At 50.5% G+C, this 22,501-nt stretch carries 17 protein-coding genes and 2 riboswitches; of the genes, 13 read left to right on the top strand and 4 right to left on the bottom strand.

What is annotated here, in order from left to right; translation table 11 throughout:
* Positions 1 to 33 precede the first annotated feature (33 nt).
* Positions 34 to 1,434 carry an AmmeMemoRadiSam system protein A gene (amrA, locus tag Psch_RS08270; protein ID WP_190239841.1) on the top strand — a complete coding sequence of 467 codons (1,401 nt, stop codon included), beginning with the start codon at positions 34 to 36 and terminating at the stop codon, positions 1,432 to 1,434.
* Positions 1,435 to 2,097: 663 nt separating this feature from the next.
* On the top strand, positions 2,098 to 3,102 hold the full coding sequence (gene amrS / locus Psch_RS08265) for an AmmeMemoRadiSam system radical SAM enzyme (RefSeq protein ID WP_190239840.1): 1,005 nt from the start codon (positions 2,098 to 2,100) through the stop codon (positions 3,100 to 3,102).
* Positions 3,103 to 3,156: 54 nt separating this feature from the next.
* Here amrS and Psch_RS08260 read toward each other — a convergent pair whose 3' ends face one another.
* The 3 genes from Psch_RS08260 to Psch_RS08250 form a co-directional block, all read right to left on the bottom strand.
* On the bottom strand, positions 3,157 to 3,627 hold the full coding sequence (locus Psch_RS08260; RefSeq protein ID WP_190239839.1) for a hydrolase: 471 nt from the start codon (positions 3,625 to 3,627) through the stop codon (positions 3,157 to 3,159).
* 261 nt (positions 3,628 to 3,888) lie between these two features.
* Complete coding sequence (locus Psch_RS08255; protein ID WP_134218268.1) at positions 3,889 to 4,233, bottom strand: spore coat protein; 345 nt, start codon at positions 4,231 to 4,233, stop codon at positions 3,889 to 3,891.
* Positions 4,234 to 4,252: 19 nt separating this feature from the next.
* Entirely contained in the window at positions 4,253 to 4,546 is a 294-nt protein-coding gene (locus tag Psch_RS08250) for a hypothetical protein (protein ID WP_243124044.1), read from the bottom strand.
* A 169-nt stretch (positions 4,547 to 4,715) separates the two neighbouring features.
* A riboswitch (molybdenum cofactor riboswitch) is annotated at positions 4,716 to 4,833 on the top strand.
* An 85-nt stretch (positions 4,834 to 4,918) separates the two neighbouring features.
* Positions 4,919 to 5,038, top strand: a riboswitch (molybdenum cofactor riboswitch).
* 195 nt (positions 5,039 to 5,233) lie between these two features.
* Between Psch_RS08250 and fdhF the strand changes: the two genes are divergently transcribed.
* The 6 genes from fdhF to fdhD all read left to right on the top strand — a co-directional run bounded on the left by fdhF (position 5,234) and on the right by fdhD (position 12,285).
* The gene (gene fdhF / locus Psch_RS08245; protein WP_134218267.1) at positions 5,234 to 7,912 is read left to right on the top strand and encodes a formate dehydrogenase subunit alpha; all 2,679 of its coding nucleotides are present in this window, start codon (positions 5,234 to 5,236) and stop codon (positions 7,910 to 7,912) included.
* Between the two features lie 11 nt (positions 7,913 to 7,923).
* Positions 7,924 to 8,949 carry a molybdopterin-binding protein gene (locus tag Psch_RS08240; RefSeq protein WP_190239838.1) on the top strand — a complete coding sequence of 342 codons (1,026 nt, stop codon included), beginning with the start codon at positions 7,924 to 7,926 and terminating at the stop codon, positions 8,947 to 8,949.
* A gap of 26 nt (positions 8,950 to 8,975) precedes the next feature.
* Entirely contained in the window at positions 8,976 to 10,184 is a 1,209-nt protein-coding gene (locus tag Psch_RS08235) for a molybdopterin molybdotransferase MoeA (RefSeq protein WP_190239837.1), read from the top strand.
* An 89-nt stretch (positions 10,185 to 10,273) separates the two neighbouring features.
* On the top strand, positions 10,274 to 10,669 hold the full coding sequence (locus tag Psch_RS08230) for a hypothetical protein (protein WP_190239836.1): 396 nt from the start codon (positions 10,274 to 10,276) through the stop codon (positions 10,667 to 10,669).
* Between the two features lie 85 nt (positions 10,670 to 10,754).
* A complete protein-coding gene (gene mobB, locus Psch_RS08225; protein ID WP_190239835.1) occupies positions 10,755 to 11,297 on the top strand; it encodes a molybdopterin-guanine dinucleotide biosynthesis protein B in 543 nt (180 codons plus the stop codon).
* Between the two features lie 196 nt (positions 11,298 to 11,493).
* A complete protein-coding gene (gene fdhD / locus Psch_RS08220; protein WP_190239834.1) occupies positions 11,494 to 12,285 on the top strand; it encodes a formate dehydrogenase accessory sulfurtransferase FdhD in 792 nt (263 codons plus the stop codon).
* Between the two features lie 87 nt (positions 12,286 to 12,372).
* On the opposite strand, the gene Psch_RS08215 is transcribed toward fdhD, so the two are convergent.
* Positions 12,373 to 14,334: a sigma-54-dependent Fis family transcriptional regulator gene (locus Psch_RS08215; protein WP_190239833.1), complete on the bottom strand. Its 1,962-nt coding sequence runs from the start codon at positions 14,332 to 14,334 to the stop codon at positions 12,373 to 12,375.
* Between the two features lie 808 nt (positions 14,335 to 15,142).
* On the opposite strand from Psch_RS08215, the gene Psch_RS08210 reads away from it, so the two are divergent.
* From Psch_RS08210 to Psch_RS08190, 5 genes are all read left to right on the top strand, one after another.
* Positions 15,143 to 17,542 (top strand): glycyl radical protein, encoded by a 2,400-nt coding sequence (locus Psch_RS08210; protein WP_243123986.1) that lies wholly within the window; start codon positions 15,143 to 15,145, stop codon positions 17,540 to 17,542.
* Between the two features lie 160 nt (positions 17,543 to 17,702).
* On the top strand, positions 17,703 to 18,659 hold the full coding sequence (locus Psch_RS08205) for a glycyl-radical enzyme activating protein (RefSeq protein WP_190239832.1): 957 nt from the start codon (positions 17,703 to 17,705) through the stop codon (positions 18,657 to 18,659).
* An 81-nt stretch (positions 18,660 to 18,740) separates the two neighbouring features.
* Positions 18,741 to 19,331: a hypothetical protein gene (locus Psch_RS08200; protein ID WP_190239831.1), complete on the top strand. Its 591-nt coding sequence runs from the start codon at positions 18,741 to 18,743 to the stop codon at positions 19,329 to 19,331.
* An 880-nt stretch (positions 19,332 to 20,211) separates the two neighbouring features.
* Positions 20,212 to 20,691 (top strand): 4Fe-4S dicluster domain-containing protein, encoded by a 480-nt coding sequence (locus Psch_RS08195; protein WP_190239830.1) that lies wholly within the window; start codon positions 20,212 to 20,214, stop codon positions 20,689 to 20,691.
* Complete coding sequence (locus Psch_RS08190) at positions 20,691 to 22,499, top strand: aldehyde ferredoxin oxidoreductase family protein (RefSeq protein ID WP_190239829.1); 1,809 nt, start codon at positions 20,691 to 20,693, stop codon at positions 22,497 to 22,499. The genes Psch_RS08195 and Psch_RS08190 overlap by 1 nt, the downstream gene beginning before the upstream one ends.
* The last annotated feature ends 2 nt before the right edge of the window (positions 22,500 to 22,501 follow it).

The following is a 22,501-nucleotide window of genomic DNA, read 5'->3' as shown; positions in this document are numbered from 1 at the left end:
ACGTCCGACACCAAAAAGGGGGAGCCTCATAGGATGTCAATAGTATTATGCGGCATTTGTCCGCACCCGCCAATCATGATACCGTGGATTGGCCAGATGGAATCGGAAAAGGTGAAGGAAACCCAGTATGCCATGGTTGAACTGGCCGGGCGGATCAAAGATTCAGGCGCGGATACAGTGGTCATTATATCACCGCACGCCCCGATCTTTCAGGACGTGGTAGGGATCAATATGAAACCCGTCCTCAAGGGTGATTTTGATAAATTCGGGGCTGGTTATCTAAGATATGAGCTGGAAAACGACCTGCCGCTGGTGGCGGAGATCAAGAAACAGGCCGCCGGCCTGGACCTGCAGGTGCTTGAACTCAATGATGATGTTGAAAGGCGGTACGGCCTCAGCCTGGACCTGGACCACGGGGTAACCGTTCCCCTCTTCTTCATGGAAGAGATAGGTGTGGTGCTGCCGCTGGTCCACGTGGCCATGTCCGTGGCTCCGCCCGAACAATTATACCGCTTTGGCCTGGCGGTAAGGCAGGCGTCGGAAGTATTGGGACGCAAGGTGGCCCTGCTGGCCAGCGGCGATCTCTCCCACTGTTTGACGGCGGATGCGCCGGGCGGTTACAACAAGCGGGGCGAAGAATTCGACCTGGAGTTAAAAAGACTGCTGGAAGCCGCCGATTTGGAAGGGATCGTGGGGATGGACCAAGCACTGGTCCGGGAGGCCGGGGAGTGCGGCTACCGTTCCATCGTCATGATGCTCGGCGCGCTGGACGGGTACGATGTCAGATCCAGAGTGCTCTTTTACGAGGGGCCTTTCGGGGTGGGCTACCTGGTCGCCACCCTTGACCCTGTTTCAGAAAACCCGCAAAAATCCCTGCTGGCCAAACTACAGGGTAAAAAACAGGCTGAAATGGAAATGCTCCGTTCCCTTGAGAGTTACCTGACCGGGTTGGCACGAAAGACCCTGGAAAACCACTTGTCCGGGTCGCCGCGGCCGCAAGCCGGTGATGTGCCGGAAGAATTCAAAAAAAGAGCCGGTGTTTTTGTTTCGATCAAAAAACAGGGCAACCTGCGTGGCTGTATCGGGACGATTGAGCCGCAGCAGGACAGTATTGTTGAAGAGGTGATGGCCAATGCCATCAGCGCAGGGCTCGGGGACCCCCGCTTTCAGCCCGTCCGGCGTGAAGAGCTTAAGGATCTGGTATACTCCGTGGATGTGCTCCAGCCGCCTGAGCCAATTCAAGGACTGGGCGAACTGGAGCCGGCGAAATACGGGGTAATCGTGCGTTCCGGCCACAGGAGCGGTTTGCTGCTGCCCAACCTGGAGGGGATTGAGACCCCTGAGGAGCAGGTCGAGATAGCCCGCCAAAAGGCCGGGATTGGCCCGCATGAGGAAGTCCGGCTGGAAAGATTTGAAGTAGTCCGCTACAAGTAATGCGATAGGGACGGTTTTTGTTTCATTAGGGAATCACTTGGGTATCCGCTGTCTAGGTTCTCCAGTATAACTTTTTTTAATATGGGTACGAATTAATATGAAACATAGCTTTGCAGCCAATGTAAATTTGAGTAACATTTGTGCAATAATAGCATCGTGCCGACCGCCTCTACAGACAGCCATCCGGTAGCTGCGCGCTATTGAAGCTTTTCTGCATGCAACGCACGCGCTAAGGAACGCACCCAGGTGCAGACTTATACTGCATTTTCTTACCGGTCAGTCGTAAGGCATAGGCTTATACTGAATTGTATCCGGGTCAGGCGTAGGGCGTAAGGTTATTACAAAAGGTGAGGGATGATCCCCAGCCATTTTTTTACGCCTTACGCCTTACGGCCTACGACTATTTTTTAGCCCCCAAGCCCGCAAGTCAAGCCTTTTCGAGCAAAGTTTTTGAGACAGGTGGGGCAGATGACAAGACATATGTCCCCCATTATCACTCCCTGGTGTGCATTTTCATTGGCTGGTTCATTCGCACCATTTGCTGCTGGAGCTGCGTCAGCAGCATGGGTGTCTAAGTCCGTTACCCTGTGCAAAGAGGATCGTCCCTATTGCATACGTTACCAACTGCTTTTCGAAAAACCTCTTTAAGGTGAGGCGCTGCCGGTGCGGGAAGTAATGTTCTACGAGAAAAAAGAAAAAGGCCTGGTCACCTGCCAGGTCTGCCCCAAAATATGCTCCATTCCGGAGGGAAGAGCCGGTTTCTGCCGGGTCCGGGAAAACCACGGAGGCGTCCTTTACGCGGTAAATTACGGCCGGGTAACCTCCGGCGGCCTGGACCCGGTTGAAAAGAAACCGCTTTACCACTTTTACCCCGGCTCTTATATACTGTCTTTTGGGTCCTTCGGTTGCAACCTGCGTTGCGGCTTCTGCCAGAACTGGACCATTGCCCACGGCGACCCGCCGGCGAGGGAGTTTACCCCGCGGCAGGCGGTGGACATGGCCCGGCAGGAGCTGGACCGGGACTACCCCAATATCGGTATTGCCTACACTTACAATGAGCCCTTTATGTGGTACGAGTTTATTGCGGACACTGCCCCGCTGGCGCATCAAGCCGGTTTGAAAAACGTCCTGGTGACCAACGGCTATGTCAGCGAGGCGCCTCTGCGGGAAATCCTTCCCCATATTGACGCCATGAATATCGACGTTAAGGGCTTTACGGACCACTATTACCGTAAGAATTGTGCGGGAAGGCTGGAGCCGGTCCTGCGCACGGTGGAAATCGCGCATGGCAAGTGCCATGTCGAGCTGACCACCCTGCTGGTAACCGGGTTAAATGACACTCCGGAGGAAATCAGCCGCCTGGTGGACTGGGTAGCCTCCCTTGACCGGGAGATCCCGCTGCATTTCTCCCGCTACTTCCCCAACTTTGAGGTGGACCTGCCGCCCACCCCCCTGGAGACCTTGGAGCGGGCACGGGAGACAGCCTTAGAGAAGCTGTCGTATGTATACATCGGCAATGCCCCAAACCTGGGCGCGAGCGACACGGTATGCCCGGACTGCGGTGAGAAACTGATTGAGAGATTTGGCTACAGCACGAAGCTCTCAGGCCTGGACGGCAAAAACTGCCGCCGCTGCGGTAGGGAAATCCGGATTAAAGGTATAACTTAATAACTTCGTTGCCCATGCCGCAAGCGGCGCCACGTATCATGAAAACTTACTATTTTACTTAATCCTTGCCGGGTCCTTTGTAGCCAGCAGTTTGTCATGTGCAGTTAAGCGGGCATCGATTTTTTTTATGTCGCCCCAAATATAGCTCACTTCTTTTTTGATCTCGCCGACATCGTGTCTTAATTTACGCTGTCCCTGCTCTAATCGTATTTGGCTTTGTTCTACCCGGTCCAGGCGATCATGCAATGACTGCTGTCCTTCTGCTAATATCTTTTGTCCTTCCGCTAACGCTATTTGTCCATCTTCCAGCGACCTTTGTCCATCTTCCAGATATCTTTGTCTTTCTTCCAGCGACCTTTGCCTTTCTTCCAGTGACCTTTGTCCATTTTCCAGTGAGCTTTGTCTTTCTTCTAATGCTGTTTGTCGTTTTTCTAATGCCTTTTGTCCTTCTCCAACGGCTTGAACGCTTCCGGTAAGAGCCTGCAGTTGTTGTAAGACCAGTTCTTGAAATTTATCATTATCCACAAAATAGCCTCCTTTCGATACTTCAGATACTCTCCTGTGGTCGTGATACCCCTCATGTCAAATCTATAAATTTCGTTTACGGCAAAGGATTTTCCTGCAAATACCATAATATAAATTCAGTTTCCAGCTTATTCCTGAGAGTGCTTGTGCCGGCGCATGATCTGGCAGGGAACCAACTTATCAATTACTTATCAATTAATTAAGGTCTGTTTTAATCCAAATACTAAGACACCTGGCGGCTGCCAGGTGTCTTAGCCGACCTTACTGCATCACCATGCCGCCGTAAGGGAACTGGTTCTGGTAACCTGCGAACTGCTGGTGAGTCTGCTGCAACTTTTGCGGCTGCTCTATTTCAAGCGAGTACCAGCCCTTGCGAAACATAAGATTGTACATGTCTCTGGTATGGGCGTGGGTTTCAATAAGCATATTCACAACGTCCTGGTGCAGCGCATGGTGGCTGGCTTCCCGGCTGAAAACGTTGAAGTTGTCAGTCAGGTATTTTAAGCTTGACAGAGTATCGTTGAGCATGTCGCGGTCGTTCATTTGCGGCCCTTTAGGCTGGGCCATATTGGCCTGGGGATTTTGTATTTTATTTTGCTGGTTCATGGATTCACTTCACCCTTTCTTAGCGATTTGCCGTATTAGCCGGATTAACATGGTTCAAAAGCCTCAGATAGTGGTGCATATGGAGCTGCCCCACTCGATCTAAAGCAGCCTTGATTTCGGGGTCCACGGCCTCTCTGGAAAAATGGAAGCACTTCTTCATGGAGGTCAATTCCCAGGTCATGGCGTCCTGCAGGTACAGGCTGTCTTTGGTTGAGATGACTTTTGGGGGTTCCGGCATTACTTGCGCTTGCTGAAACTGGTTTTGCTGAAACTGACTTTGTTGAAACTGGTTGGATGGCTGATACATGTTCATCTGCACTCTTTCATCACTCCATTTCTACTTTTTAAGTATTGTTTACCGTGTTTGTAAATTTATTCAGCGCAGGAAGACCATGAGTTGGTTATATAAAATAAAAAATAACCACTAACTTAAATAAATTTATTGAATCTTGCAGGAATTCTAATATTAACTGTAGAAAATTTGCATAGTTAATCTCCGAGTCTGTAAGCCTTAGCCGCAGGTATGGTTGTCAGGCCGTTAGGGTGCATTGGGAAACTGATGCGCCTCCCATTGTGGAAAGGAGAAAATGGCTTTATTTGCCGTAAAGCTTTGTCCTTTTTACAAATGGGACAGGGCTTTTTTCTTGTTTATAGCGGCCGCACATTGCCGCGCATGACTGCTTCTTTTAAAATTGCTCTCCTAGCCACCTAACCTACAGCTGTAAAGCCATGGTTATTGGCCGTTAGGGCGCTCTGAGAAATTGGCGCGCCTTCCGTTGCGAAAAGGAGAACATAGCTTTATTTTCACTCTAAAGCTTTGCCCTTTTCAGATGGGGACAAAGCTTTTTATTATGTTGGGGAGAGGGTGGTGCTATAATTTAATGCTAAATTTTAACTGATGTTCAGCGAAAACAACACGGTCGCCTGGTTGTAAGTGGTGCAGATATGTAGATGTTGCAATTGTAATTGTGCAGGTTGGAATCTGAGAGGAGGGGTAATATTGGAGCTTGTCAAGCTAAGTATCAATGGAAATGAAGTTGAAGTTCCGGCAGGTACCACGATCCTCAAAGCCGCCCAACAAATGGGGATAGACATCCCGCATCTTTGTTTTGAGGATGGCTTGAGTTCGGTTGGGGCGTGCCGGTTGTGTGTCGTGGAAGTGAAAGGAGCGCGCAGTCTGGTGGCCTCGTGTGCGGCAGCCGTGGCCCCTGGCATGGTGGTGGAAACGCATTCACCTGATGTGATGGAGGCAAGGCGGACCATCCTCGATTTGCTGATTGCCAACCACCCGCTGGATTGCCTTACCTGCGAAAAAGCCGGCGAATGCAAGCTGGCGGATTATTGCTATGAATATGGGGTCAAGGAAAGCACCTTCAAGGGAGAAAAGCACGCTTACCTGCTTGAAACGACCAATCCCTTTATCGTTCGTGATATGAACAAGTGTATTTTGTGCGGCAAGTGTGTCCGGGCCTGTGACGAGGTCACCGGTCAAAACACCCTGGATTTTGCCTACAGGGGCTTCAATGCCAAAACGACCACTGCTTTTGAAGATGAACTGGTGGAGTCGGACTGTGTTTTCTGCGGCCAGTGTGTTTCCGTCTGTCCGACCGGGGCGCTGACCGAAAAACAAATGCACGGCAAAGGCCGCCGCTGGGAGTTCCAAAGAGTCAAAACGACCTGTCCGTTCTGCGGCACCGGCTGTAACTTTGACCTTTGCGTAAAGGACGGTGAAGTGATAGGCGTAAGCTCCAACCCCAGCAGTGTGGTAAACGGCAAGGCTCTCTGCGTCAAGGGGAGGTTTGGCTGGGATTTCGTGAAAAACGAAAAGCGTCTCACCACGCCGCTGGTGAAAAAAGACGGCGAATTTGTCCCCGCCTCCTGGGATGAGGCGCTGGACCTGATTTCTACCCGCCTTGCCGGCATCAAAGAGAAATACGGTCCGGACTCTTTTGCGGCCTTAAGTTCCGCCAGGTGTACCAATGAGGAAAACTACCTGGTGCAAAAATTTACGAGGACGGTGATGGGCACAAACAACGTCGACCACTGTGCCCGTACCTGACACGCCCCCACCGTGGCCGGTTTGGCCACAACGTTTGGCAGTGGCGCCATGACCAATTCTATTCATGATATTACCAACCATGCCCAGTTATTGATGCTGATAGGGACCAATACTACCGAAGCGCACCCGATTATAGGGTATAAAATGAGGCAGGCGGCGCGCAAAGGCGCGAAGCTGATCGTGGTTGACCCGCGGCGTATCGACCTGGCGGAGGAAGCCGACTACTGGCTGCGCATTAAGCCGGGTACAGACATTCCCTTTTTAAACGGACTCATGCATATCATTATTAACGAGGACCTGCACGATAAGGAATTCATCGCCAATCGGACCGAGAACTTTGAAGTGCTTAAGGAAACCGTCAAAAACTACCCGCCCGAGTATGTTTCCAGCCTTACCGGCATAACGGTGGAAGACCTGTACGCGGTGGCGCGCCTTTACGCTACAACGGATAGGGCGATGCTGTTCTATACGCTGGGGATTACGGAGCACATCTGCGGCACCCACAACGTGATGAGTGTGGCCAACTTGGCCATGTTGACCGGACACCTGGGCCGGCCCGGCACCGGGGTAAACCCGATCAGGGGCCAGAACAACGTGCAGGGCGCCTGCGACATGGGAGCGCTCCCGAACGTCTTCTCCGGCTACCAAAAGGTAATCGACCCCGCTGTCAGGGCCAAGTTCGAAAAGGCCTGGGGCGTGGAGCTGCCCGGCAAAGTGGGCCTGATGATTCCGGAAATGTTTGAGAAGGCCCACGAAGGGAAAGTCAAAGCCATGTATATCCTTGGTGAGAACCCCGTCCTGACCGATCCCAACAGCAACGAAATCCGCGCCGCCCTGGAGAAGCTTGACTTTCTGGTGGTCCAGGAGCTTTTCCTGACTGAAACGGCGGAATATGCCGATGTCATCCTCCCGGCGGCAAGTTTTGCCGAAACCGACGGGACTTTTACCAGCACCGAACGCCGGGTGCAAAGGGTCCGCAAGGCGATCAAACCCGTGCCGGGACAGACGAACTGGCAGACCATCATGGCCCTGAGCGCCAAGATGGGCTATCCCATGGGTTACAACAGCCCGGAAGAAATATGGATGGAAATGGCATCCCTCTCGCCGTCCATGGCCGGGATCACTTATGAGCGGCTGGAAGAACGCGGCATCCAGTGGCCCTGTCCGTCGCTCGAGCATCCGGGCACACCTGTCCTGCACGGTACGACGTTCAGCCACGGCAAGGGGATCTTCCAGGGCATCGATCATATTCCGCCCGCCGAAATGCCGGATGAAGAATATCCTTTCCTGCTCTCCACCGGCCGGATCCTGCAGCACTATAACGTGACCACTCCTTATTCAACCGGCATTCACAGCATGTGGTCGGAAGAGCAATCCGAACTGCATCCGCAGGACGCCGCGCGGCTGCAGGTGACAACCGGCGATAAAGTCAAGGTATTTTCCCGCCGGGGGCAGCTTACCACGAAAATTAAAGTTACGGACCGGGTGCCGCCGGGAATGATCTGGATGTCGTTCCACTACACGGCAAGCCCGGCGAACGCTCTGACCAGCCACGGTTTGGACCCCATTACGAAAACCGGTGAGTATAAGGTCGCTGCCGCAAGAATAGAGAAGATCTAGGAGGTTATTGCATGCGGAAGGTGCCGGTGACGGAAGCGGTTGGCATGATCCTGTGTCATGACATTACAAAAATTGTTCCCGGCTGCGAAAAGGGACGCGCATACCAAAAAGGCCAGGTTGTAACGACCGAGGATATCCCCAAACTCCTGGATCTGGGCAAGAAACACATCTATGTATGGGAGCCGGAGGACGACCTTGTCCACGAGGATGAGGCCGCCTTGAGTCTGGCGCGGCATGCCGCCGGGCCGGGCCTCTACTGGGATCAGCCAAATCAGGGCCGGGTCAATATCCGTGCGGCGCGTGAGGGTCTCTTAAAAGTACAGGCGAGCCGTTTATATAGGGCCAACAGCCTGGAGGATATTGTCATGGCTACTTTGCACAACAACAGGGTTGTGTGCAAAGAGCAGGTCGTTGCCGGTACCAGGGTCATACCGCTGGCAGTCCGGCGTCAGATCCTGGAGGAGGCCGAAAAAATCTGCAGCGAGCCCGGCCCGCTCTTATCTGTAAAGCCCTTTCAACCACTTTGGGTGGGGATTGTCACAACGGGCAGCGAGGTTTATTCAGGGCGCATTCAAGATGGCTTTTGCAGCGTTATCAAGAAGAAGATCGCTCCTTTCGGCGCCAGGCTGCTCGGTCAGATTATTGTGCCGGACGATCCGGATGTGATTTCCAAGGAAATCCGCATGTTGATAGCTGATGGAGCGGGGCTGGTTATGGTTACCGGCGGGATGTCGGTAGATCCGGACGACGTGACTCCCGCCGGGATCAGGGCCAGCGGAGCCGAGGTCGTCACCTACGGGGCTCCGTCGCTGCCCGGCGCCATGTTTATGCTGGCTTACCTGGGACATGTGCCGGTATGCGGCCTGCCCGGCTGCGTCATGTTCAACAACTCTACCATCTTTGATCTCATCCTGCCGCGCATTTTCGCCGGCGAACGCATCAGCCGCCCCGAAATCGTGGCGCTGGGACACGGCGGCCTGTGTGAGGAATGCGAGGCTTGTAGATACCCGGCCTGCTCTTTCGGCAAGGCTACCTGAAGGCAGCGCCGCGGGGAGGAGTTTTTGTGCTGCGAAATGTGAAACTTGAAGAGGCTCAGGATATCTTACTGAGCCTCACAGCTCCTTTACCGGGGGAGACGGTTCCCCTGCTGCAGGCCCTGGGGCGTGTCGCCGCCCGGGACTTGTATGCCGATCAAAGCTTGCCTCCCTGCCCGCAGGCGGTGGTGGACGGCTACGCGGTGTGCGCCGGCGTTAACAGCTGTGGGGGTGGGGGCTATGTGGTTAAAGAGCGTCTGAGTCCCGGCAAAACAGCGACCTCCCCTCTGAGTTCAGGCCAGGCCGCATATGTTGCGACAGGATGCGCTTTGCCGGCCGGTACCACAGCCGTTGTCCCGCATGAAATTGCGAGGCTTTCGGGAGAGCGGGTTGTTTTCACGGAAGAAGTCCTGCAGGGCGATAACATCAGAGAGCCGGGAGAGGATTTCCAGGCCGGCTCCCTGCTGGTATCGCGCGGTACTCGCCTCAGCCCCGGCCTCACCAGCGTGCTGGCGGCATTCGGGAAGAGCAATGTCACGGTTTTCCGGCGGCCCAAGGTCGCGGTGCTCAGTCTGGGCGGTGGCGTCGTGTCTTACCACAATATACCCGAACCAGGCCAGCTCAGGGACAGCAACGGTCCCCTTATAGCCGCGCTGGCGCTGGAGGACGGGGGACAGGTGACCAATGTGGAGGTGAGCGGCGGCGAGAGCGCCGCATGCCTCAAGGAGCACCTGGAAAACCTGATGCAGCAAGCCGATCTGGTAATTACCACCGGGGGAGCCGCATCAGGGGATGACGACCAGGCTACCTATATGCTGAAGAATATAGGAGCTCATTTGCTTTTCTGGGGAATAAAAATAAAACCGGGCAGCCACAGCGGAGCGGCCATAGTCAACAACAAAATTATTATTGCGCTCTCCGGCAACCCGGCAGCTTGCGCGGCCGGCTACCACCTGCTCGCCGGCCCTGTCTTACGTGCCCTGCAGGAGCTGCCGCCATATCCGAAGGTTTTATCTGCAACATGTACCAACTCTTTTCATAAAGAGGGAGGTCCCCGCCGGTTTCTGCAGGGGTATGCGGTGTGTGATGACAAGGGGTGGAGCGTAACCATATTGCCGGGCCAGAAGTCAAGCATGCTCCAGGCGCTAACTAGATCAAACGCTTTAATTGACCTCCCGGCGGGCAGCCCGCCAGTGGAAAAAGACCAAGAAGTGTCCATTATCCTACTATACTCTTAAGGAAGCAGGGGGACGGTTCTTTTGCTTCCCAAAGGAAGCAAAAGAACCGTCCCCCTGCTTCCTTAAGACAATCATGGGAAGTGATATCCATGGTCAATCAACAGCGTCGCGCTATTATTGAAGGTATTGCGCTTGATTCCCTGCTGAAAGGTTGCACGGACTCAGAAGCCATCAGTATGCTGTTCTGGAAATTATCGTCCCTGGATCCTCCGGTAAGCTATGAAGAGCAACTATTATTCTGTGCTTTTTATCGTATATACGAAAGCTATCTTAATGCAAAGATCACAAGTACTGAAAAAGCTTTTGAAATCCTCGGCATATCTATCAGTAAATTAAACATGTCGCAGAGCAGAATAATTAAGGAAGCTAAATTGTCCTATTGGAAGCAATATAATGAGCTGTCGCATGATCTAAAAAAATTATTATTTCACGCGTATGAAATCGGCAGAAAGAAAAAGGCGTTAAGTTATATATGCAAATATTAGGAAGCAGGGGGACGGTTCTTTTGCTTCCTTTTTCGAAAAAAAGGAAGCAAAAGAACCGTCCCCCTGCTTCCTTACGGAGGCGGGTATGGAAAAGCCTATTCCTGTGATCGGGCTGGCTGGTTACTCGGGTTCGGGTAAGACCACCTTTTTGGAAAAATTAATCACTGAGCTGAAACGGCGGGGCTATCGTCTGGGTGTCATCAAACACACTCATCATAAAGACACCCGGCGGCCCAACCCGGCCGGCGCCGCGGTTGAGGTCCTGGCCGCGCCGGATGGCGCCTTCATGTTCAGGGAGTTTGAGACTGAGCCCCCGCCGGAAAAAGTTATCTCCATGCTTGACGGGGTGGACCTCATCCTTATTGAAGGGTACAAACAGGGCAGGTGGCCGAAGCTTGCAATTTTTCGCCATGGAGTAACCGAGCGTCCGGCAATTGACCCGGAGGACCTCCTGGCCGAGATCAGTGATGTATCCTCCGGCTCCGCTGCGCCGCACTTCAGTCTCGACGACGCCGCCGGGGTAGCTGATTTGCTTGAGCGGGTCATCCTGAAAATGAAAAAAAACCTGCGGGCTAATATCCCGGTAAAACAAAAGTGGGTGCGAATCCATGCGCGCCAGGACCCCTGAGAAATGCAGCATGTATTTGCCGCCGCACTTCAATATTGATGTCTTGATAGTGTATTTGGAAGGAGCGCTTCCCTGGCTGCAGAATAGTGATGATAATCCTGGGGGCGCTCACCCTCTTGATTTTCATTCTTTTTTGCCGCATACTGGCAGTAAGGATCTCTTTGCCGGCATATTTTGAAAGGAACGGTGTTTACCTATGACTCAATCGCCGCTTTATAGGGAACGCGCTGTTAAAACTTACGACCATGGGAACACGCAATCTGCCAGTGTTCCGGTTGTGCTGGAAATACCCATTACTGTCTATGTAAACGATACTGAGCTGGCTACTTTGATCTGTTCCCCCGGCGGCCACAAGGAACTGGCGGTGGGGTTTTTATTGAGCGAAGGGCTGCTGCAGGATCTCACAGACATTAAAGATATAACCTTTAACGAACAGGACGGTCTTCTGTGGGTGGAAACCACCGAGCCGGTCCCGCAAATGGAAAATTTTTTGCGCCGGCAGATTGCCAGCTGCTGCGGCAAAGGCAGGGCCGCGTTATATTATATAAATGACGCCCGCAAATTAAAACCTGTACAGTCTTCCTGTGTGTTTGCAGCCGGCCACCTGTTGCGCCTAATCGGCTTGCTGGAGGAGGGGTCAGCCACCTTTCGCAAGACAGGGGGCGTGCACAGCGCGGCGCTGGGCGACAGCCAGGGCATGCTGGTGATGCACGAGGATATCGGCCGCCATAACGCGGTCGACAAGGTTATGGGACACGCTTTTTTAAACAGGCTTAATCCGGCGGACAAATGCCTGCTCTTAAGCGGGCGCATATCCTCAGAGATACTGATCAAGGCGGCTCATAACGGCATACCGGTCGTGGTGTCGCGTTCCGCGCCCACCTTCTTGGCCGTGGAACTGGCCGATGAGTTTAACATCACCCTCGTGGGCTTTGCCCGGGGAGAAAGACTGACTGTCTACAGCCATACGGAAAGAGTGTCGATGTGATTAAGCCGTTCCGCAAAAAGCCTCTTAAAGAATAAAGCCCTGTCCGGTTAATTCTCCCGGACGGGGCTTTAACTGTCTTCTCAATAATCAAGCCTGCCTGGCTCCCTTGATGTCATACTCCTTCATTTTCCGGTACAGGGTATTCCTCCCGATGCCCAGGGCATTCGCCACTTTCGAAATGTTATAGTCGAATTTATTCAGCGCCTCGGAGATGGCCTGTTCCTCCAACTGCCGCAGGTTCAAATCCGGAATGGAGTTACTGTCCGCCACAGGCTGTTTCTGCTTCAGATATTCGGGGAGGTCTTCAACGGTGATGCTCGTTCCCTCGCAAAAACTGATGGCGCGTTCAATTATATTCTCCAGTTCCCGGACGTTGCCGGGCCAGTTATAGCTCTGGAAGAGGACCTTAACCCCGTAGGATATTTGATTAACGACTTTGCCGAGCCGGTGGCTGATTGTTTTCATGAAGTATTCGGCCAGCTCCATTATATCGTCTTCCCGGTCGTGCAGGCTGGGAATGTCGATACTGAGCACGTTCAAACGGTAGAAAAGGTCAGGCCGGAAATTGCCCCTGGCCGCCTCCTCCGCCAAATTTTTGTTGGTTGCGGCAATTATCCTGATATCAACCGAAACCGGGCGTTGTCCGCCGACGCGAACGACCTTGTGCTCTTCTAGAACACGCAGCAAACTGGCCTGGATATCAAGGGGCATGTCGCCGATTTCGTCCAGAAAAATCGTCCCGCCGTTGGCCAGTTCGAATTTACCCTGCCTGCCGCCGCGCCTGGCCCCGGTAAAGGACCCTTCTTCATAGCCAAACAGTTCACTTTCGATCAGGGTTTTTGGCAGTGAGCCACAGTTTACAGCAACAAATGGCCCTTCTCTCCTGTTACTGGCGTGGTGGATCGACTGGGCAAACATTTCTTTACCGGTCCCTGTCTCCCCCTGCAGTAAAACGGTGGAATCGATCCGGGATGCCAGTTCGGCCAGCCGTTTAGCGTTTTGCAGGCGATGGCTGCGTCCGATAATGTCGGCAAAGGTATAATGGGTGGCATTGGCTATAGCCGGTGTTTGCTGCCTGGGTTGTTTAACATTTTTAATTGATGCCACCGCGCCTAGCCAGTGCTGCTTTTTACCCCAAATTGAACGGATGGAGTAGGTGAAACCATGCCTTAAAGACGCCTGCCTGAACAATCTCTCAAGGCGGCCGGGGCCGTCCAGGAGTTCCGTCCAGGCGGAACCGTCCTCGTTTAAAACCGACGCTAGCGGCTGACCCATGCATTGCTCCGGCAGCAAACCGAAAGTCTGGGCAAAACGGCGGTTTACCCGCGTGATCTTATCGCTGCCGTCTATGCAAACATACCCTTCGCCTGAGGACTCCATTATGGTATCGGTATACAGGTCGGCGATAACAAGTTTGCGGTTGGAATCACTAAGTGCCAGGCGATGCTGAATTAAAGAAACCGCAGAAACAACCAGGGCCAGGGTGTGGGGATGGGCATGCTGGTAATCGCCGGTTACATCAAGGACCCCGAGCAGTTCCCCGTTCGGTCCCCAAATTGGGGCGGCGGAACAATCTATTAAATGATTTTCACGGCAGTAATGCTCCCAGCTGTTGATATGGACCGGTTGTTTGAGAGCCAGGGTGGTGCCGATAGCGTTGGTGCCACGCACTGACTCATGCCAGTTGGCCCCCACCGAGAGAAGTATTTTTTGCGCTTTGGCGGTAAAGCCCGGATCACCCTGGCTGACCAGGATATATCCCTGGTTGTCGGCAAGAAAAACCGTATATCCGGACTCTTTCAGTAATACGTACAGCTTATTTATGATCGGGTTAGCAATTTCCAACAGCTGTTTATTTTCCCGGAGTCTTTCCCGCAAGGCGCGCTGGCCCAAAATTTCATTGTTAAGATGATAGGGATCAACGTTGTAGTCGGCACACCTTCTCCATGAATCCAATACAATTTCAGAAACGGTCGCAGGATCAACCTGCCTTTTTTCGACGAATTGTTGCCAAGCGGGAGAAGTAACGGAAAGGTTTAATCCATCCATTGTGTTCCCTCCTATCATTGGACAAATTTTGTTTTGCCTTGGTGTGTTGCAGATAGGTCTTACGGGTAATAGTGTTTCAGGATCGAACACATTTCGACATTTCCCTATCTAAATTATAACCAGCCCTGGAATCACGCGCAACATCAATTCTTTTGAATTTTCTAGCGCTTTATGTGCCTTTTGTTGTTCCATTCCAGAACAAAATTGCCTGATTTAGTACAATTATGATACAACTTCTACGGTATATAGGTACTGGGACAAGCTTATCGTAATGTTTATAACGGCCAATAACATTAGTAGTATGTAAATAACCAATGCGTTACTATTGGAATATCCATGCAAATTCAGTGCTAATGCACGTTTTTCGAATGAGTTCAACTACATTAAAAAATTTAAAATCTGGCACGAGACTTGCATTACCAAATGGCAGCATTCTTCTCACGGCAGCCTGGATCATTATACGGATATTGAAGGGGGGCAAATGGCCGGGGTAGTAGATTTGACTTTAAGATTATTTTAAATTTTAGGAGGTGTGGGAACCTGTCTAGTAAAAGGACAGGTCCAGCAGACAAAAATATTAGCTTTGGCGCCGGAGAAGTGCAATAGTTGCCGCACCTGCGAATTAGCATATTTTATGCATTGACTAAGAAAATACCATGATCATAAACTTTAGAATATCATCAATACGATATTGAGCCTTACAATATCACTAAAATGGCAAAACAATCAAAAATGAGGTGCGGATAATGCAGGTTGATAATTTTTTCGTGGACTAAATCAATTGCGAATATTTAAAGGAGATGATCTTGTGAACGGTATCACTGAGAGGGTTCATCGGTTGCAAGAAAAGTATTTAGCTACCGCCCCGGCGATAGATGCAGAGCGGGCCGTGATCATTACCAGATCGTACCAGGAGACGGAAGGGGAGCCCATGATCATGAGAAGGGCCAAAGCTATGAAAAAGCTGTTAAATGAAATGACCATCTGGATTGCTGATGATGAACTGATCGTTGGCAACCAGGCTAAAGTAGCTAGGTCTGCGCCGGTCTTCCCAGAGTTCTCCTATGACTGGATTATTGAAGAGATGAACAATGAACCTTTTGAAGAAGGAACCGCGGACAGGTTTTTAATCGATGAGGAGACCAAACAAATCCTCAGAGGTCTCTATGAATATTGGAAGGGTAAAAAAGTTAATGATTTAGTTTTGAATATGCTGCCCGAAGAATCCAAGAAAGCAATAGAGACTTCCGGAGTGTTTGCCTTCGGTATTCCGGAAGTTGCTATCGCGGGTGTGGGTCATTACAGCCCGAATTATAAAACCATTCTGGAAAAAGGGTTTTCAGGGGTTAAAAAAGATGCCCTCAAGCAGCTTGAACAGCTTGGTATACCCAGGGATGGCCGGGACATTGAAAAATATCATTTCTGGAATGCGATAATTATGGTTTGTGATGCTGTGGCAGATTTTGCGAAAAGGTACGCTAATCTGGCACGGGAATTAGCGGATAAAGAAACTAATAAAACTAGAAAAATTGAGCTGTTGCAAATAGCCAGTAACTGTGACTGGGTTCCTGAAAACCCGGCCAGGACATTCTGGGAAGCATGCCAGTCAGTTTGGTTCCTGCAATTGGTTCTCCAGCTTGAATCCAGCGGACACTCAATTTCACCAGGAAGATTTGACCAGTACATGTACCCCTACTATCAAAAAGATATAGCTGCGGGAAATATTACTAAAGATGGTGCCCAAGAACTGATCGAATGTTTGTGGATTAAACTTTCGGAGATTAACAAAATTCGCCCAAGTGGCCCTATCAAAGGCTCTGCAGGATATCCAATGTTCCAGAATCTCTGTGTAGGAGGCCAGACCAGGGATGGCCGGGATGCAACAAACGAACTCTCCTATATGTGCCTGGATGCGACAATGAATGTCAAGCTGCATCAACCTTCTATTTCGGTAAGAATATGGAATGGGACACCTGACGAGTTATGGTTTAAATCAATCGAAGTGACGAAACAGGGACTGGGGATGCCAGCATTTCACAACGATGAAGTGATCATTCCGGCGTTATTAAACAGGGGCAGAGAGTTAGAGGACGCGCGTGATTACGCCATAGTTGGGTGTGTTGAGCCCGGTTGTCAGGGATTTGAGTACGGGTGGTCCGGTGGCACCGGCGATGCGCCATTTTTCAGTTTGCCGGCATGTTTGGAACTGGCGATCAACAATGGTGTAAATATGCTCACTGGTGTTAAGTCAGGCCCTGCGACCGGGGATCTGGCAAGTTTTAGCTCCTTTGATGAGGTTAAAGAGGCTTATGTTAAGCAGATCCAATATTTTGTAGATCATTTTGCGGTAATCACGAATGTTGGTGATCTGGCACATATGCAACTAGTTCCGCTGCCGATTCTCTCCTGTGCCATGGAACCTTGCGTCAACCGCGGTGTGGATGTAACCGCTGGTGGAGCAAAATATAATTGCACGGGCACTGCGGGAGTGGGGGTCAGCAACGTAGCAGATGCATTATCTGCAATCAAGAAGTTTGTGTTTGACGAAAAGAAATATAGTGGTGCTGTACTTTTAAGCGCTTTAAGGTCGAATTGGGAAGGACAGGAGGCTTTACGCAACGAGATTATAACTAGTGCTCCCAGTTACGGCAATAATGACGCTTATGTCGATGATTTGGCCAGGTGGGCGGCAGGCGTTTATTGTAAACTCACGGAAGAATGTTCAGGGCCAAGGGGACCATACAGTCCCGGATTCTATCCGGTAGTTGCCCATATTTACATGGGTTATTGGCGGGCAGCCTCTTTAGATGGAAGAAGGGCTGGTGAACCGCTGGCTGACGGGATTTCTCCCGTTCACGGCAAAGATAAAAACGGCCCGACAGCTATACTCAATTCTGCCGCGGCTGTGGACCATCTCATTAACTCTAACGGAACCTTGCTGAATCTGAAGTTCCACCCAACTGCAGTCGAAGGCGACAGCGGTACAAGAAATCTAATATCAGCAATTAAGACTTTCTTTGACAATAAGGGACTGCACCTCCAGTTCAACGTTGTTAGCTCAAAAACACTGCGTGATGCGCAGAAGAACCCGGATAAATACAGGGGATTAGTGGTACGGGTAGCGGGTTATAGCGCCCTCTTTGTAGGATTGGACCCGGCGATCCAGGAAGATATCATAGAAAGAACCGAGTATACTGAACTGGTTTAAACAATTTCTATGTGAGGCAAACATGGCGCTGGTACGCGAGCCAAGCGCACCTTGCAATTGCAAGTCAGTACACTGAGAATGGGGCTCTCAGTGTACTGACAAGCCTTATATTATCCTTCTTCCAGGGAGAATTCGCCTGATAATTCGGGGAGGCAATTTTATGGACAACGAGAAAATAGGAAAAATTATTGATATCCAAAGATACACGGTGCATGACGGACCCGGGATTAGAACAGGGGTTTTCTTGAAAGGATGCCCCCTGAGGTGTCTATGGTGTCACAGCCCGGAATCACAGGCCCTTGAAGATGAAATCGCCTGGTTTGAAATAAAATGCATAGGTCTGGCTAATTGTGGAAGGTGTCTGCAGGTTTGTCCAACCGGAGCTTTGACAAAAGGGCCTAAGATTTTTTCAAAATTTGAAAAAAAAGAAATTCAGGTTATTGATTTTAATAGAAACAAATGCAACAAATGTGGTTTATGTACCCAGGTCTGCCCATCAAAAGCGTTGTACTTAACCGGAAAAGATATCAGTGTTGATGAGATTATGGAAATAATAGAAAAGGACAGATTATTCTACCGGTGCTCAAATGGAGGGGTTACAGTATCCGGTGGTGAACCGATGGTACAGTACAAGTTTGTCAAAGAGTTATTAAAGGAATGTAAAAGCAGGAGATTGCATGTATGTCTGGATACGAGCGGATACGCAAAATGGGAGCATTACAAAGAGGTTCTGGAGTTTGTGGATCTTTTTCTTTACGATTTAAAGCATATGGACACGTTGCAATCGAAGAGATTAATCGGCGAGCCAAATGAGTTAATCCTGGAAAATGCTTGTAACTTGGCAAAGGCAGGCGCGGCTATGCAAATCAGAATTCCTATAATTCCAGGTTATAACGATTCAGAGGAAAATATCCGGGCGACAGGCCAATTTTGCTCAAGTTTGGGTTCAGCAGTAAAGCTGGTTCAGATTCTTCCGTACCATCGATTGGGTTCTGGAAAGTATGACAGGCTGGGGAAAAAATATTATTTGGAGGATCTTAAACCACCTGGTAAAGAACATATGAATTTATGCAAAGATATTATTGAATCTTACGGGCTTAAGGTGATAATAGGTTAAGGCTAAGAGAGCCTGTATTTTCAAAGAGTTCAGCTGCTTTAGGGATTTTAAACAGTACATTACTATAAGGAGGTAATTTTCTTGGCAGATACCGAAACTAAAATAGCTGACGCTGGTGCGGCTGGTTGGATTGCTAACTCAATAGTGTGCTTTATGGCTTGGGCTTATTTATGCGGGTTTGTAGATAGCAAAGCGCTTCTTCCCATGGCGCTAGTGTCTTTTGGCTGTACTATTTCCTACTTGAGCGCAGGTGTCAGTCTGGTTAAACTTGGGGATTTAGTGGGAGGAGTCACCTGGCTGTACTTTGCTTCGTTTTTCGGCTTCGCCAACGGTTTAACATATGCTTTAAATTTCTTTGCGCCAATATACCATTGGGTAATTGATCCAAAAATCCTTGGATATGAGTGGGCGATATTAGGCGTAATGCTGATTTTTACCACCCCAGTGTTTCTTAAATTTGCTCCTGCTTCGGGAACGATTGCTCTTATAGGAGCTGATATCGGAGTGTGTGCCCTCGCCCTGGTTTACTTAGGTTACTCAAGCAAAGCTGTAGTATTGACAAGTGCGTGGGGTTTATTTGTAACTGGATTTTTTGGTGTGATTATGGCCGGTGGTTTAATTCTGAATAGTGCCGGAATTAAGTTTCCAATGGGTAAAGTATTACTAAAATAGAAAATTATAGAGACAGGTGAAGGGTTGGACCTGTTGACAAAGTAAACTAAGAAATAACAAAATCAGCAATATTTACAAGGCACCGTGTAGAATGAATATCTATACGGTGCTTTAATTTGGGGGTATGTTACAAATGATGGGGAAGGATTTTTTACTCTGGGGAATGCAGATAGGTCTTACAGGTTATTGTGTTTCATGATCGAACAAATTTCGATATAGTCCCTCACCTCAATTGTAATCAGCCTCGAAAACAAGTGCAACAACAGTTTTGTGGATTTTAAAGTGCTTTTTAGACAATAAACTGTTCCATTCCAGAACAGAATCTCTTTATAGAGTACGATAATGATACAGTTTGGAGTCCGGCAAGGCCGTAAAAACAAAAACCAACCCTTTTACACAATGTTTGCTGCGGGAAGTTACAAAAGCACAATATAGACTCAAATACATCTTAATGGAATATCCTTGCAAATTCGGTGCTAATACATTGTTTTCAGGTAAATTGAAGCCCTGCATAAATACATTTTAGGACACAATCTGTAGCTTCCGGCAAAATTACAGGCTGATATCACATACTCACAGCCGCAGAAAGCAGTCTTGATAAAACAACAGTAAATTTTTGTACTTTTTAATTATGCTATATCACCGGTATTACCACTCCTGGCTTGCTGACAGTAATCCTCACTGGAACCTCCTCATGCTTCCTACAAAATGATTGGCATGAGGTTTGCATGAACCCTATGACATAGTATTCTTCAAGCGGTATCGTGCAGAAGGGGGGTAAATGACTGGGTTAGTGGGATTGACTCGGTTTTTAACTTGAAGGTCCAAATCTAAAGGAGTGGGGGTGAAGGAACCTGTCCTGTAATAGGGCGGGTCCAGTATGGCAAAAATTTTAGCTTTGGCGCCGGAGAAGTGCTCCAGCTGCCGCACCTGTGAATTAGCTTGTTCTTTTCAGCATGATCAGGAGTTTCGGCCGACGGCTTCGCGGGTTGCGGTCTTTGCCTGGGAATTGGTTGGCGTTTCCGTGCCCATGATGTGCCTGCAGTGCGACAGCGCGGCCTGCGTGAAAGTCTGCCCGGTGGGGGCCATCACCAAATCCGATAAGGGCGCAATGGTAGTTAATGAGAACCGCTGTATTAAATGTAAGATGTGCTTGATCGCATGCCCTTTCGGCAATACCACCTACGACGGAATCAGTGAAAAAATCATCAAGTGTGACCTGTGCCAGGGGGATCCGGCCTGTGTGAAGTTCTGTCCCAATGAAGCAATCACCTATAAAGAGGCCACAGCGGCAACCATGAAGAAGAAAAAGGCATATGCGGCCAAATTTAAGGAACTGGTCCAGGAGGTGGGTGAATAATGTACGGTTACGTAGGACAGGTTTTGAGAGTTAACCTCACCAACGGAACTATAGCAAAGGAAGCCCTTGATCCGGTGGAGGCCAAAAATTATATCGGCGCCCGTGGGCTTGGGACCCGCCTGTGGATGAAAGAAGTTGATCCCAAGGTTGACCCCTTAAGCGACAAAAATAACCTGATCTTTATAACCGGCCCTCTGACAGGTACCCTTGCCACCAGCGGCGGACGTTATGAAGTAGTGTGTAAAGCGCCGCTCACCGGCGCGATGGCGGCTTCCAACTCGGGCGGCTACTGGGGCCCGGAATTAAAATATGCTGGCTATGACGCCATCATTTTTGAAGGCAAGGCTCAAGAACCGGTCTATCTCTGGATTAATGACGCCGAGGTAGAGCTCAGGAGCGCGGTAAGTCTATGGGGCTCAACGGTTTATGAAACCACCGACATGATTAAAGAAGCCACCGATGAGGATGCCAAAGTTGCCTGCATCGGGCCGGCTGGTGAAAACAAAGTTAAGTTTGCCTGCATCATGAATGACTATACCCGGGCCGCCGGCCGCTCCGGCGTGGGCGCGGTGATGGGCGCCAAGAACCTGAAGGCCATTGCTGTTAAAGGAACCGGCGGAGTACGGGTGGCCGATCCCGATGGGTTTATGGCGTCTATCTCCAGGGCCCGCCAGATGCTCAAAGATCATCCGGTTACCGGACAAGGTTTGAAAGCTTACGGAACCAATATCCTGGTCAACATTCTGGACCAGAGCGGCGGCCTGCCGGTACGGAATTTCCGGGATTCCGGCTCTTATCCTACCGCCAATGAAACCGGCGGGGAGAGCCTGGCGGAGAAATATTTGGTACGGAACAAGGGCTGCATGGCCTGTTCCATCGGCTGCGGGCGGATCTCCGAGGTTGAATCCGGCAAGTACAAAACCTTTGGTGAAGGTCCGGAATACGAAGCCGCCTGGGCTTACGGTGTAGACTGCGGTATCGACAACCTGGAACCGATTCTCAAGGCCAACAACCTGTGTAATGAGCTGGGGATGGACTCCATTACCATGCCTACCACTATTGCCTGTGCCATGGAGCTGTTTGAAAACGGTTATATCACCGCCAAGGAAACGGGCTGTTTTTTAAACTTCGGCAATATGGACGCCATTGTTGACCTGACTTACAAGACTGCTTACCGCCAGGGCTTCGGCAACGAATTGGCGGAAGGGTCCTACCGGTTGGCAAGTAAATACGGCCATCCCGAGTTATCCATGAGCGTTAAAAAGCAGGAACTGCCTGCCTACGACCCGCGCGTCCTGCAGGGGATGGGTCTGAATTATGCCACCAATAACCGTGGCGGCTGCCACGTCCGTGGTTATATGACATCGCCGGAAATCCTGGGGATCCCGGAGAAACTGGACAGCCTGGCGACGGAAGGCAAGGCGGGCTGGGTCAAGCTCTTCCAGGACCTAACAGCTGCTGTGGATTCTTCAGGGATCTGCCTGTTCACCACCTTCGGTATAGGCGCTCCCGAACTGGCTGAGCAGCTAACGACAGCCACAGGGTTTAACTATACCGTGGAAGAGTTGTTGCTGGCCGGCGAGCGGATCTGGAACCTGGAGCGAGTGTTTAACATGAAGAACGGTTTCACCAAGGCTGACGATACGCTGCCGCCCAGGTTCTTGAAGGAGCCGGTCAAGGTCGGCCCCAACAAGGGACAGGTTTCCAAGCTGAGTGTGATGCTGCCCGAGTACTATAAAGAGCGCGGTTGGGACAACAACGGGGTGCCGACCAAGGAAAAATTACAGCAGCTGTCAATTAGGTCGTAAGC

Source organism: Pelotomaculum schinkii, assembly GCF_004369205.1.
Taxonomy (GTDB): Bacteria; Bacillota; Desulfotomaculia; order Desulfotomaculales; family Pelotomaculaceae; genus Pelotomaculum_C; species Pelotomaculum_C schinkii.
This window is presented reverse-complemented; position numbering and strand designations above follow the sequence as displayed.